General features: G+C 67.8%; 11 protein-coding genes. 8 read left to right on the forward strand and 3 right to left on the reverse strand.

Going from position 1 to position 13,272, the window contains the following annotated elements; all coding sequences use genetic code 11:
* Positions 1-107: 107 nt before the first annotated feature.
* A complete protein-coding gene (gene rpmB, locus ABIC66_RS00605; protein WP_125155294.1) occupies positions 108-407 on the reverse strand; it encodes a 50S ribosomal protein L28 in 300 nt (99 codons plus the stop codon).
* Between the two features lie 267 nt (positions 408-674).
* On the opposite strand from rpmB, the gene ABIC66_RS00610 reads away from it, so the two are divergent.
* A complete protein-coding gene (locus ABIC66_RS00610; RefSeq protein WP_354067291.1) occupies positions 675-1,148 on the forward strand; it encodes a DUF3617 domain-containing protein in 474 nt (157 codons plus the stop codon).
* A gap of 225 nt (positions 1,149-1,373) precedes the next feature.
* On the opposite strand, the gene ABIC66_RS00615 is transcribed toward ABIC66_RS00610, so the two are convergent.
* Positions 1,374-1,949: a methylated-DNA--[protein]-cysteine S-methyltransferase gene (locus ABIC66_RS00615; protein WP_354067293.1), complete on the reverse strand. Its 576-nt coding sequence runs from the start codon at positions 1,947-1,949 to the stop codon at positions 1,374-1,376.
* A gap of 82 nt (positions 1,950-2,031) precedes the next feature.
* Here ABIC66_RS00615 and ABIC66_RS00620 point away from each other — a divergent pair, with 82 nt between their 5' ends.
* From ABIC66_RS00620 to ABIC66_RS00650, 6 genes are all read left to right on the forward strand, one after another.
* Positions 2,032-3,678, forward strand: a complete 1,647-nt coding sequence (locus ABIC66_RS00620) for an amidohydrolase (RefSeq protein ID WP_354067294.1) — start codon at positions 2,032-2,034, stop codon at positions 3,676-3,678.
* A 991-nt stretch (positions 3,679-4,669) separates the two neighbouring features.
* Positions 4,670-5,338, forward strand: a complete 669-nt coding sequence (locus tag ABIC66_RS00630; protein WP_354067295.1) for a hypothetical protein — start codon at positions 4,670-4,672, stop codon at positions 5,336-5,338.
* A gap of 42 nt (positions 5,339-5,380) precedes the next feature.
* A complete protein-coding gene (locus ABIC66_RS00635; RefSeq protein WP_354067296.1) occupies positions 5,381-7,939 on the forward strand; it encodes a helicase-related protein in 2,559 nt (852 codons plus the stop codon).
* The gene (locus ABIC66_RS00640; protein ID WP_354067297.1) at positions 7,936-8,235 is read left to right on the forward strand and encodes an RNA-binding S4 domain-containing protein; all 300 of its coding nucleotides are present in this window, start codon (positions 7,936-7,938) and stop codon (positions 8,233-8,235) included. Before ABIC66_RS00635 ends, ABIC66_RS00640 begins: the two co-directional genes overlap by 4 nt.
* Before the next feature lie 53 nt (positions 8,236-8,288).
* Positions 8,289-9,086, forward strand: a complete 798-nt coding sequence (locus tag ABIC66_RS00645) for a hypothetical protein (protein WP_354067298.1) — start codon at positions 8,289-8,291, stop codon at positions 9,084-9,086.
* Positions 9,087-9,261: 175 nt separating this feature from the next.
* On the forward strand, positions 9,262-10,260 hold the full coding sequence (locus ABIC66_RS00650) for a sensor histidine kinase (protein WP_354067299.1): 999 nt from the start codon (positions 9,262-9,264) through the stop codon (positions 10,258-10,260).
* Between the two features lie 60 nt (positions 10,261-10,320).
* Here ABIC66_RS00650 and ABIC66_RS00655 read toward each other — a convergent pair whose 3' ends face one another.
* Positions 10,321-12,417: a putative bifunctional diguanylate cyclase/phosphodiesterase gene (locus ABIC66_RS00655; RefSeq protein WP_354067300.1), complete on the reverse strand. Its 2,097-nt coding sequence runs from the start codon at positions 12,415-12,417 to the stop codon at positions 10,321-10,323.
* A gap of 238 nt (positions 12,418-12,655) precedes the next feature.
* On the opposite strand from ABIC66_RS00655, the gene fdxA reads away from it, so the two are divergent.
* The gene (fdxA, locus tag ABIC66_RS00660) at positions 12,656-12,997 is read left to right on the forward strand and encodes a ferredoxin FdxA (protein WP_354067301.1); all 342 of its coding nucleotides are present in this window, start codon (positions 12,656-12,658) and stop codon (positions 12,995-12,997) included.
* Positions 12,998-13,272: the final 275 nt, after the last annotated feature.

Below are 13,272 nucleotides of genomic sequence, written 5' to 3' on the forward strand. Positions count from 1 at the left end.
GGTCGATGGCCTGCCGTTGTGGATAGCCCGCCCCGCGCCCACGACGAAAAGCCCGCCAGGATCGCTCCCGGCGGGCTTTTTGTCGTCAGTCTAGACCGTCGCGAGCCTTAGGCGGCTTGGGCGGCGGCCTTGGCCTTGGCCTTGACCTGCGACTTGATCTTCAGGGCGCGCGGCGACAGCTGCTCGTCCTTGGCGCCCAGCAGGAACACGTCCAGGCCGCCCTTGAAGTCCAGGGTGCGCAGGGCCGCGTTGCTGATGCGCAGCTTGAAGCTCTGGCCCAGCGACTCCGACTGGAGCGTGGCGGGCGACAGAGCCGGCAGGAAGCGGCGCTTGGTCTTGATGTTCGAGTGGCTCACATTGTGGCCGACCATCGGACCGATACCGGTAAGTTCGCAACGGCGCGACATGGTGGTTACCTTGGCTTGGGCGAAGCCGCCTGGCTCAACAAAGAACCTGGCCCCGCTAAGATATGAATTCGGACACGCGGCTGACTTGAGGGCCGACCGCGCGAGAGCGGGCGATATAGGCGAAGGGTCCACCCCGAGTCAAGGCTGGTCTGGCCCGTTCGGCCAAGCCTCTCTCGCATCGGCGAAGGAACCCGCCGCCTCATCACCGCCTTCAAGCACGGTTCATTTGGCTCTCTATATAGGAACGGCATGAAGGAGACCCGCCGTATGCGTTCCACCGCCCTCGCCGCTTCCGCCCTGGCGCTCGCCGCCGGCGTCGCGATCGCCGGTTTCAGCCTGGCCCAGCCCGTCGTGCGCGCCACGGCCCGCGCCGCGGCCCCGTCGACGATTCTCCCGGGCTACTGGGAGTACGGCTACCGGCTGGCGGGCATTCCGGTCAGCAGTGAGACCAAGTGCCTGAAACCCGCCGACGCCGAGCAGTTCTCGCGCGGCATCTGCACCCGCCGCTATCGCTGCGACTACACGACCAATGTCGTGAAGGACGGCAAGATCCAGCTCAAGGGCACCTGGACCGACAAGAAGGACCGGGTCTCGCCGGTGTCGGCCGAAGGCGTCTACGCGCCCGAGAGTTTCAAGATGGACATCCACATCAAGACGATCAGCGGCATGCCCCTGGCCGGCGACCTGCGCGCCAAGCGGATCTCCGCCGAGTGTCCGCCTGGCGAAACGGCCGCGAAGTAGCGGCCCTGCCCAAAGCGTCCCGGCGAAACCAATTTGTGGTTAATGCGCTTTGAGATACAATAGCTTGTAGGGAACAAACACCGAATTGGCGAACGTCGCCGATTCGGTCCTGATTCGTTTCGCCCCTGTTCGGGCAAGCGTTACCGCGCGTTAAGACGCGTGGACGGATGGTCATTGAGCTAGCTCTCATCCCCTCTTTTATTCTCTCCGTTGCGCGTCGGCGTCTTACCCCCCGCGCGGCGGGGCCACCGAGAATTCCAGATCGAACAGGGTCGGCGCTTCGCTGGTCTTGGCCCGCTCGATCGTCAGCAGCTTGGCCTTGGTCTCGGCGCCGCCCGGGGCCGAGAAGCCGCCCATGTTTCCCGAAGCCCCCAGCACGCGGTGGCAGGGCACCACGATCGGCCAGGGGTTCTCGCCCAGGGCCTTGCCGACGGCCCGCGCCGCGCCCGGCTCGCCCATGGCCTTGGCGACCTCGCCATAGGTCGAGACCTCGCCCGGCGTGATCGCCCGGGCGATCTCGTAGACCCGCAGGTTGAAGGCCGGCTGCTGGCCCAGGTCGAGCGGGACGTCGGAGAGATCGTCACGACCGCCGGCCAGCAGGCCGCGGATCCGTTCGATGATCTTCTCGATCTCGGGCGGCGGTTCGGCCTCGACCGCGTCGGGAAAGCGCCGCCGCAGCCGCGCCCAGGCCGCGCCCGGCGAGCTTTCCGGCAATTGCACGCCGATCAGGCCGCGCTCGCCCCAGGCGAGGCCGCAGCGTCCGATCACCGTGTCGAAGAGAGCGAAACCCTGGGCGGTCATGCGGAAAAAATAGCAGGCCTGTTGCGAGTTTCGAGGGGTGCGCCATACGTTTTCCGTTTCTTGCTACGCTTGGAGGTCGCTCTTGCGCCGTTTTGTTCTCGCCGCCCTGCTGGCCGCGACCTCTATGACCGCCGCGCCGCCTTCCAAAAGTTGGGCCGGAGACCTGCTGATCCACGGCGGCCCGATCCACACCGGCGTCGACGCCGCCCCGACCGCCGAGGCGGTGCTGATCCGCGACGACAGGATCCTGTTCGTCGGCCCGCTGGCCGCCGCCAAGGCCAAGGCGGCCAAGGGCGTTCGCGATCTCGACCTGAAGGGCGCGGCCGCCTATCCGGGCTTCGTCGACGCCCACGCCCACCTGACCGGCATCGGCCTGCGCGAGCTGACCCTGAACCTGGACCAGACCCAGTCCCTGGCCGAGTTGGTCACCACGGTAAAAGCCTACGCCGCCGCCCATCCGGACGGGCCGATCTTCGGCCGGGGCTGGATCGAGACCCACTGGCCCGAGAAGCGCTTCCCGACCAAGGCCGATCTCGACGCCGCCGCGCCGGGCCGGATCATGGTGCTGGAGCGGGCCGACGGCCACGCCAGCGTCGCCTCCAGCGCCGCCCTGGCCAAGGCCGGGGTGGCGACGGCCACGGCCGACCCGGCTGGCGGCAAGATCCTGAAAGGTCCCGACGGCGCGCCCGACGGCATGCTGATCGACCACGCCCAGGCCCTGGTCGAGGGCGTCATCCCGCCGCCTAGCGCAGCCCTGAAGCGCGAGGCCCTGCGCAAGGCCGGGGCGCTCTACGCGGCGCGCGGCTGGACCGGCCTCGACAATATGAGCGTCATGGGCGACGACCTGGCCCTGCTGCGCGACGAGGCCGCCAAGGGCGCGTTCCACATCCGGGTCGACAATTACATGGACCCCAGCGGCGCGGCCGAGGTGCTCGCCAAGGGCCCGCAGGTCGACCCGACCGGCCTGATCCGGGTGCGGGGGATCAAGCTCTATATGGACGGGGCCTTGGGCTCGCGCGGCGCGGCGCTGCTCGAGCCCTACAGCGACGCGGAAGGCCTGGGCCTGCAGCTGACCCCACAGGACAAGGGCCTGGCCTTGATGAAGCAGGCCAAGGCCGTCGGGGCCCAGGTCGCCATGCACGCCATCGGCGACCGCGGCAACCGCATGACCCTGGACTGGTTCGAACAGAGCCTGGCTGGCGACACCCAGGCCCGTTGGCGCATCGAGCACTCGCAGATCGTCGCCGACACCGACGTGCCGCGCTTCGCCAAGCTGGGGGTCATCGCCTCGATGCAGCCCAGCCACGCTATCGGCGACCTCTATTTCGCGCCCGCCCGCCTGGGTCAGGCCCGCCTGCACGAGGGCTATCGCTGGAAGGACTTCCTCAAGGCCGGGGTCGTCGTGGCCGCCGGCTCGGACGCCCCAGTCGAGGTCGGCGACCCGCGCATCGAATTCTACGCCGCCGTCTACCGCCACAGCCTGACCGGCTTCGCCAATGCCGACTGGCATCTGGAGGAAGCCGTCACCCGCGCCGAGGCTCTGAAGATGCTGACCCTAGCCCCCGCCTACGCGGTGTTCCGCGAGAAGGAGCTGGGCACGCTGGAAGCCGGCAAGAAGGCCGACGTCACCGCGTTCGACAAGGACCTGATGACGGTGGAGCCCAAGGCGATCCTGACGGCCCAGCCCGTGCTGACGGTGGTGGACGGCAAGGTGGTGTTCGAACGGTGAGGTCACTGGCCTCCTCCGCGCTGCGCGCTCCTCCCCCGGTGGGGGCAAGGGACATCGGCTTCACGCGGCTTTCCGCTGAAGGTGTTGGGGAGGCGATGGAGAAGCGACCGGGCGAGGCCCGGAGTAGGGTTTGATGGAGTACCGTTTCGGCCTGGGCCGGAGCGCTCCGCGCGATCGTTATCCGATGAGCCTTCGACGCGCGGGGTCTTAACCCGCTTCCGAAAGAGGCCCCCGGCGGGCGGAGAGAGATGCGTTCCCTCCGGACCGCGCGGGCGATTTCAGCCCGCGCCTGGCGCGTCCGTCGAACCCTCGCCGCCAGAGCTTCGCCCCATGTTTCAGGGAACCCGCCGCTGGATCGGTCGCGAAGGCGTCTCCGAGGAGACCCCGACGAGCGCTACCCGCTCGATCGCCCCCATCGCTCGTTCGGTCGCCAGCTGAACGCCCTCCCCCGCGACGGGGCAGGGAGAAGTATGGCCTGGCGCTGAACGCGGATCATTCAGGGGCGTGTAAAAGTGAGAAGCTGTTGATTATGTTGGGTTCTGTTTCGCGAACGCCGGGGATACAGCGCGATCAATCCCCGTGCTTCCTATTCGCCAACCCCATCATCCGTCATTCCCGCCCTTGTGGCGGGAACCCCTGGTTCAGCCGACACGTGAAGCGCATTGGCGGGCTGGCCCGCCACCCATCCGCCTTTGCGGCGGACAGAGGGGTTCCCGCCACAAGGGCGGGAATGACGGGAGTTTGGGAGCTGTGTGAGAACCCTTCCCGCCTCGGGAAGGAACCATCCTTACATCTCACGGCGAGACGATCGCGGGGCTGTTCAGGTCAGTCAAGGACCGCCTCCGGCGGCCACGCGTGGCGACGCGAAGCGTCGTCCTTGACAGACCTGAACAGCCCCGCACGCTGCAGCCTCTAAGAGATTTAAGGATCGCACCGACCGGGAGGTCGGCTGCCTGGGCAGACAGCCCATTGCAAATGCGGATGGAGTCCAATGGCTGGCCGGAACAACAAAACGCTTAAACTCGGCCAGCCACATGAAGGTTCATGGACGATCACAAAGAAGCAGGTCGTCTGCTCGCTTCTCGCACGCGCAATCCGCCTTTTTATATGCCAGCACGATATGATTTCTGCGCACGTTCTGGCTGGCGCCGCTAATGAGATAATCGAAGCAACGGCTACAGCCAATGGCGTTAAATCTTTTCGAGCAACCGTTTCCGAACTGGTAAAGGATGACGCGAAGTCCGCTTTCCTCAACACCTTGAATACAAATTACAACTTTATGAAGCACGGAAGCAAGGACCTGAATACCAAGAATGAGAACTACCACCCACCGGCAACGGAGTTCTTGATATTTGAATGTTGTCGTAATTTTTATGAAATTTACGAAGAAGAGCATTTTGAGACAAAGCTATACTTACTTTGGTTTAGCGCTCGCTACCCCGGCATGTTCAATGCCGAATATAAGAATGAATCGCAAAGCGCTTTTACCTTTATAGCCAATCACTCTTCGAATGACTTTGCCGAGGCAACTGCAGCGGTCGCTCATTGGCTGGATATGGCTGACAGAGAAGGTAGCGACGCGGCGTTGCCGTTGTTGTCTTTGGCCGGGGCGAAGGGGCCGTTTTTGTTCAAGCTTGATGAGCACTCAGGAACATCTTAGGCCCGCCTTGCCCCCGCTCGATTCCCGCCCCACCTTGACTCCATGAGTGACCGTTCGGCCGGCCTGGCCCCTTCCAAGCTCACCGCGGTCTTGGGGCCCACCAATACCGGCAAGACCCATCTGGCCGTCGAGCGGATGCTGGGCCACGCCTCGGGGATGATCGGCCTGCCGCTGCGCCTGTTGGCGCGCGAGATCTATGACCGGATCGTCAAGCTGCGCGGCAAGGCCAGCGTCGCCCTGATCACCGGCGAGGAAAAGATCGTCCCGCCGCGCGCGGCCTATTTCGTCTGCACGGTCGAGGCCATGCCGCTGGGGCGCGAGGTCGACTTTCTCGCCGTCGACGAGATCCAGCTGTGCGCCGATCCCGAGCGCGGCCACATCTTCACCCACCGCCTGCTGCACGCACGCGGCAAGTTCGAGACCATGTTCCTGGGGGCCGGGACCATGGCCCATCTAGTTCGCCGCCTGCTGCCGGACGCCGAGATCGTCGGGCGCGAGCGGTTCTCGAACCTGTCCTACGCCGGCTCCAAGAAGCTGACCCGCCTGCCCCGGCGGACGGCGATCGTCGCCTTCTCCACCGACGCGGTCTACGCGATCGCCGAGCTGATCCGCCGCCAGCGGGGCGGGGCGGCCGTGGTGATGGGGAGCCTTAGCCCCCGCACCCGCAACGCCCAGGTCGCGCTCTACCAGTCTGGCGAGGTCGACTTCCTGGTGGCCACCGACGCCATTGGCATGGGCCTGAACATGGACGTCGACCACGTGGCCTTCGCCGGCCTGCGCAAGTTCGACGGCAAGCGCACCCGCTGGCTCTATCCGCAGGAGGTCGGCCAGATCGCCGGCCGGGCCGGCCGCTACACCCGCGACGGCACCTTCGGCGTCACCGGCGACTGCGAGGAGATCGACGAGGATCTGGTCGAGGCGGTCGAGAGCCACACGTTCGAGCCGATCGTCGCCGCCGAATGGCGCAACGCGCGCCTGGACTTCGGCTCGCTGCCCGGCCTGCTGCGGTCGCTGGCCGAGACGCCGCGCCGCAACGGCCTGTCGCTGTCGCAGGAGGCGCTGGACGAGCGCACCCTGCGGGCCCTGGCCAAGCAGGACGAGGTCATCGCCCGCTGCAAGACCGACCGCTCGGCCCTGCTGCGGCTGTGGGACGTCTGCCAGACGCCGGACTTCCGCAAGACCACCGACGACGACCACCAGCGCATGGCGCGGACCCTGTTCGACGACCTGACCACCGGCCGCAAGCGTCTGCCCGAGGACTGGGTCGGCGGCCAGTTCAAGGCGCTGGACCGCGTCGACGGCGAGATCGACAGCCTGGCCGCGCGGCTGTCGGGCGTGCGGACCCTCAGCTACATCGCCAACCGTCCCGACTGGGTGGCCAATCCCGCCCACTGGCAGGGCCTGACCCGCCAGCTGGAGGATCGGATCAGCGACACCCTGCACGAAAAGCTGATGGCCCGGTTCATCGACCGCCGCACCAGCGTGCTGATGAAGCAGCTGGGCGAGCGCGAGACCCTGCTGGCCGGGGTCGGGCAGGACGGCGAGGTGACGGTGGAGGGCCATGTGGTCGGCCACCTGGCCGGCGTCGCCTTCACGCCCGAGAAGGGCGCCTCGCCGCTGGAGGAGAAGGCGCTGCGCAACGCCGCCCAGCGCGCGGTCGGGCCCGAGATCGCCCGCCGCCTGGGCCTGCTGGCCAGCGAGGCCGACGACGCCTTCGCCCTGACGCCCGACGGCGCGATCCTGTGGCGCGGCGAGGTGGCCGGGGCGGTGCGCCGCGATCTGCCGCTGCTGTCGCCGCGCGCCCGCCTGCTGGGTGAGCTGGGCCCCCTGCCCGCCCGCGAACGCGCCGAGCGGCGGCTGGACGCCTTCCTGGCCGGCGAGGTCGACCGCAGCCTGGCGCCGCTGCGCAAGCTGGAGCGCGCCCTGGCCGGCGGCGAACTGCGCGGCCTGCCGCGCGGCATCGCCCACCGCCTGCTCGAGGCCGGCGGGGTGCTGGACAAGGGTCCGGTCGATCCGGAACTGAAGGCCCTGAGCCAGGGCGAGCGGCGCACCTTGAAGAGCCTGGGCGTGCGGATCGGGGCGTTCAGCCTCTATTGCCCCGGCGTGCTGAAGGCCGAGGCCGTGGCCTGCGCGCGGGCGCTCAATCCATCAGGCTGGCGCGGGGCCCTGACCACGCTGGAGCCCTTGCCCAAGCCCGAGCCGTCGCCGCGCGAGCTGTCGGCCAGCGGCCTGCGCGCCGTGGCCGGCTTCAGCATCCCGATCGAGGCGCTGGAGAAGCTGGACGCCCTGCTGCGCGCCGAGCAGCGGCCCGGCGGGGTGGTGCTGACCGACGCGGCCTTGGCCGAGCTGGGCTGGACCGCGCCCCAGGCCTCGGCCGTGCTGCGGGCCCTGGACTACACGCCGGCCATCCGCGCCAAGCCGGACGCGCCGATCGTCTGGAAGCGGCGCGGCGCGGCCAAGCTGGAGCAGAAACCGATCAAGGCGCGACCGGACTCGCCGTTCGCCGCCCTGGCCAAGCTGACCGAGCCGCCGCCGCGACGGAAGAAGCCTCGCCGTCGCAAACCGGCCGCCCAGAAGGCCGCTAGGCAGGCCGCGTCATGACCGACGCCACGAACGACGCGGCCAAGGATTCGGTGAGGGCGGACATCTGGCTGTGGCGGGCGCGGTTCTTCAAGACCCGCTCGCTGGCCGCCAAGTTCGTCGACGAAGGCCGGATCCGCCTGACCCGCTCGGGCGCCGAGAGCCGGGTCGATAAGCCATCGCGGAGCGTGAAGCCTGGCGACGTCCTGGTGTTCGGCCTCGCCGGGCGACTGATCGCCGTGCGGGTGCTGGACTGCGGCGAAAGGCGCGGACCCGCCAGCGAGGCGCGCGGGCTATACGAGGCGGTGGACGGGTAGACCTTCGCGCCCGATCCGCTACCCTGGGTCATCGCGGGGCGAGGAGCTTAACCATGACGCGTCTTCGACCCCACCTTTTCGGGCTGGCCTTGGCCGGCTTCGTCGCCGCCACGCCGGCGCTGGCCGAGACCCAGGCGCCGATCCGCGCCTTCGACCTGCCCCAGCTGCAGCGCATGGGCGTGGCCCTGTACCGGCAGGACCTGTCGGCCTGGCGCGCCACGGACGCGGTGGCGGCCAAGGTCCCCGACCTGGCGGCCGCCGGCCTCAAGGGCTGGCTGGTCGAGGACGACGGCACGGTCGCCAAGGTCCGCTTCCTGCGCGACGTCGGCGAGGGCCTGGAGGTCGGCTACGACGTCGAGGTCAGCGCTAAGGGCGTCGGCCCGGTCACCGAGCCGGCGAACCGCCGCCTGACCGGCGAGGAGCGGGCGATGTTCGCCGCCCGCCAGACCGCCGCGTCCTTCCTGTCCGGCGCGTGCCGGCCTGGCTACAACAGCGCCATTCTCAAGGATCCCGACGGCGACGGCTGGCTGGTCTGGATGCTGGCCCCCAGCCCCGGCCAGGGCGTCATTCCGGTCGGCGGCCACTACCGCTTCACGATCAGCGCCGACGGCTCGACGGTCGAGGAGCGCGACGCCCTGTCGGCCAGCTGCCTGACCGTCACCCAACCCAAGCTGCCCCCCGGCGCCAAGACCGAGGGCATGGTGGTCTCGCACCTGGTCTCGCCGACCCCGCTCGAGACCCACGTGTTCCTCAGTCTGCTCTATCGGCAGCCGATGTACGTCACCACGGGCAAGGGCGAGCTGTGGGTGGTCGGCAGCGGCCAGATCGCGCCGGTGCGGCTCAAGCCGTAGGCTTAGAGCGCCACCGGCTATTTCTCGGAACACAGCCCCCTTGACCGGAACGCGGACCCGCCGAGCATCCGCGATAGGGAAAGACCCCTGACGCGGCCCTCGGTGACGGCCGGATATATCCACGGCCACGCTCGCGCCGTGATACTGCTGACGGCCAACGTCCGAGAGCACGCCATTGTCCGATCCAGAGTCCGCGCCCCACGTCTGGAACACCGAGCAGCTCCGGCGGGCGGTCGACGCGGCGGGCGTCGCCCTTTGGTCATGGAATGTCGACACCGATCAATTGGTCATGGACGCGCTGGGCTATGGCCTATGGGGCGTGCCGATCACGACGGCGGTTCGCTTCGAAGATCTGTCCGCCCACATCCACCCCGCCGATCGCGATCGCGTCCGCGCCGCGTTCGCGGCGACGCGTGGGATCGTCGGCCCCTATGAAATCGACTTCCGGATCCTGGTCGTAGACGATGTCCGATGGATTTCGGCGCGCGGACAAGGCGACGACGCCGGCATGATCGGCCGTATCATGGTCGGGGTCTTTCTCGACGTCACCGGTCGCAAACAGGCCGAAGAAGCCAACGAGCTGCTGGCGGGTGAGATGAGCCACCGGGTCAAGAACCTGCTGACCATAGCCTCGGCCCTGACGGCGATCACCTCGCGCTCGACCGAGACAGCGACCGACATGGCGCGCGAATTGACCGATCGGCTAACGGCCCTGGGCCGCGCCCACGATCTCGTTCGCCCCATTCCTGGCCAAGAGGGCAAGGCGGCGCTGCTTGGCGATCTGCTTTCGGTCCTCCTGGCGCCCTATGACGACCTGGGCGCCTTCAGCGGACGCATTCGGGTGTCCGTCCCGCGGATGGGCGTTGGCGAGGGGGCGGCCACGACGCTGGCCCTGGTCATCCATGAGCTGGCCACGAACTCCCTGAAATATGGCGCCTTGTCGGTCGCCGCGGGAACACTGGATGTGTCCTGCACCGCCCAGGACCAGGACGTCGTGGTGGTCTGGACCGAACGGGGCGGCCCGCCGGTCAAGCCGCCCGAGGGATCTGGGTTCGGCAGCAAGATGGTCGTCAGAGGCATGTCCGCCCAACTGGGCGGTTCGATCGCCTATGACTGGCCCGCCCACGGGGTGATCGCCACTTTGCGGATGCTCAAGGATCGTCTCGCGACCTGATCGCGCCAGGAGGCGGAAAACCTAGAGCGGAGGGCGAGATGGAAACAGCCGCGTCCGCCTCTAAATCGTAAACCCCGCCAGGAACGCCGCCACCTGGTCCGCCGGCATCGGCCGGCCGAAGTGGTAGCCCTGCACCTGGTCGCAGCCGTAGTGCTCCAGCGCCTTCAGCTGGGCCGCGTCCTCGACGCCCTCGGCCACCACCTTCATGCCCATCGACGAGCCCAGGGTGATCACGGCCTTCACGATCGCCTCGTCCTCGGTGTTCTGAACGAAGGACTTGTCGATCTTCAGGCGGTCGATCGGGAACTGGCGCAGGTTGGCCAGGCTGGCGTAGCCGGTGCCGAAGTCGTCCAGGGCGATCATCACCCCCGCCTTGTGCAGGCGGCGGACCGTGTCGCTGACCAGGTCCGAGCCCCAACCCATATAGACGTTCTCGGTGACCTCGATGGTCAGGCGGTCGCACGGCACGTTCCAGCGGGCCAGGCGCTCCTGCACCTCCTCGGCCAGGCGGCCGCTGCGGAACTGGGCGGCCGAGATATTGACCGCCACCCGGCCGAACTCGACGCCGGCGTCCATCCAGGCGCGCATCTGCTTCAGAGCCCGCTCGAAGGCGACGTCGCCCAGCTTCAGCGACAGGTCCTGGTCCTCGAAGGCGGCCATGAACCGGGCCGGCGGCAGCACGCCCTGCTCCGGGTGGTTCCAGCGCATCAGCGCCTCGAAGCCGGCGACCTTGCCCTCGCGGATGTCGACGACGGGCTGATAGTAGAGGACGAACTCGTCTTCGGTCAGGGCCGCGCGGACGTCGCGCAGCAGCTCGATCCGCCGCTCGACCTCGGACCGCATCGACGGCTCGAACAGGATGCTGCGGTTGCGCCCGGCCTCCTTGGCCCGATAGAGGGCGATGTCGGCGTTCTTGATCATGTGGGCCGGATCGGCGTCCGGGTCGCCGTGCAGGGCCGCCCCGATGCTGGCGCTGGCCGTGAAGCTGCGGCCGGCGTGCTCGATCGGCCGGCGCAACAGCTCCTGCAGGGTCGCGATCGGCCGCATCATGTCGGCCTCGCCGTGCAGGCCGCGCAGGATCACCGCGAACTCGTCGCCGCCCAGGCGCGCGACCGTGTCGCCGGCCCGGAAGGCGTGCTGCAGCATGCCGGCCAGACGCTTGAGCAGCGCGTCGCCGGCGTCGTGGCCCAGCGTGTCGTTGATGTCCTTGAAGTGATCGACGTCGATCATGATCAGGCCGAACATCTCGCCCAAGGTCTCGGACGCCGTCACCGCCTCCTGGAAGCGGTGCTGGAACAGGGCGCGGTTGGGCAGGCCGGTCAGCGAATCCTTGAACGCCAGCGTCTCGATCGCCTCGGTTTGGCGACGGCGGTCGGTGATGTCCTTGAACAGATTGACCAGCTTGTCGGGCTTGCCGTCCTGGCCGACGAACACCTTGCCGACCGAGCGGACCCAGGTCTCGACCCCGTCGTCGCGGTTCAGCCGGAACTCGAACACCCGCGCCTCGCCCAGCTTGCGGGTGGCCACCGCGTCGGCGCAGCGCTGGCGGTCCTCGGGATGGACGATCTCCAGCGGGTCCTTGTCGAACGCGCAGTATTTCTGCAGCTCGGGCGCGGCGCCCGAGAAATAGATCTCGCCGGTCTTCAGATCGTATTCGCGGACCAGCAGCTCATCCAGCTCCAGCGCCATGGTCAGACGCTGCTTGTCGCGCTCGGCGCGCAGCACGCTGTCGGCATAGCCGGTGACGTCACGCGCCGTGACCATCACGGCGTAGGTTTCCTCCGCCCCCTCGAGGCCGTCGCGGCAGGCGCTGAACTCGGTGCGCCAGACGTGCTGGACGCCGTCCTTGTCGACGGCCGGCAGGTAGCGCGAGAAGGCGATCCCCTCCTCGGCGCAGGCCAGCAAGGCCGCGACGTCGCCCGGCGCCACCAGGCCGCCAGCTGCGGCGTCGTCGCCGACCGCGAGGCCGGCCGAGACGCCTTGCGCCGCCCATTCGCGGCTGACTGCCACCAGGGCCAGATCACGGTCCAAGAGCGCGGCGGCGAACGGAACTTGGCGAACGAATTCGCCGAATGCGCGCGCACGCGCCCTGGCCAGGGCGCGCGTGGCGGGGTCGGCTTCCACGCTGGTTTGGATAGCCAAGGCTTCAGTTCTCATGTGTCGGCTTTCCGACCTTGTTTTTATTAGACGTTTCCCGGGCGGCATACTCATGTTCGTTCAATAAGAAATGGTTTGCGTCCAGACGACCCGATGTCGCGCGGCGCCAGAAAGACGACCGCTCTGGCCGCGCCTAGAGAATTCCTGGGTTCGGCGGCGACCAAGCCGCATTGACAAGCGGCCCCGGGACTTCGAAAACGCCCGCGCCTAACTCCGTCCGATCTCATCCGAGTTTTCGATGACCTACATCGTCACCGACGCCTGCGTCCGCTGCAAGTTCATGGACTGCGTGGAGGTGTGCCCGGTCGATTGCTTCTACGAGGGCGAGAACTTCCTCGTCATCAATCCCGACGAATGCATCGACTGCGGCGTCTGCGAGCCCGAGTGCCCGGTCGACGCCATCAAGCCGGACACCGAGGACGAGGCCGACGGCAAGTGGCTGAAGGTCAATGCCGACTACGCCAAGGTCTGGCCGAACATCACGGTCAAGGGCGAGCCGCCCGCCGACCGCGAGGACTTCGAGCGCGAGACCGGCAAGTTCGAGAAGTACTTCAGCGAAAAGCCAGGCAAGGGCTCCTGACACCCGCCGCGATTTCTCGACGCTGAAGCGCCGCCGAGCCGCGAAAGCTTGGCGGCGCGTTCCTGCATACCGGGACGCAACCCTTTCATAGGGCTGAATTTTATGCTATTGTCGCTGCCGACGTGACGGTTGCGGCTCTTCGCGACGGTCCGTCTTGTCGAAGAAGCCGTTTCAAGAAAGCCAATTTGAACCGGCTCGCCCGATCGAAGGCGAAGGGTGTCTTAGAGGTCTATTCCAAATCCTGACAGGCTTGGCCCCGCACTCAGTATTCGGCG

Origin of the sequence: Caulobacter sp. 1776 (assembly GCF_040545685.1) — a bacterium.
In the GTDB taxonomy this organism is placed as follows: Bacteria; Pseudomonadota; Alphaproteobacteria; order Caulobacterales; family Caulobacteraceae; genus Caulobacter.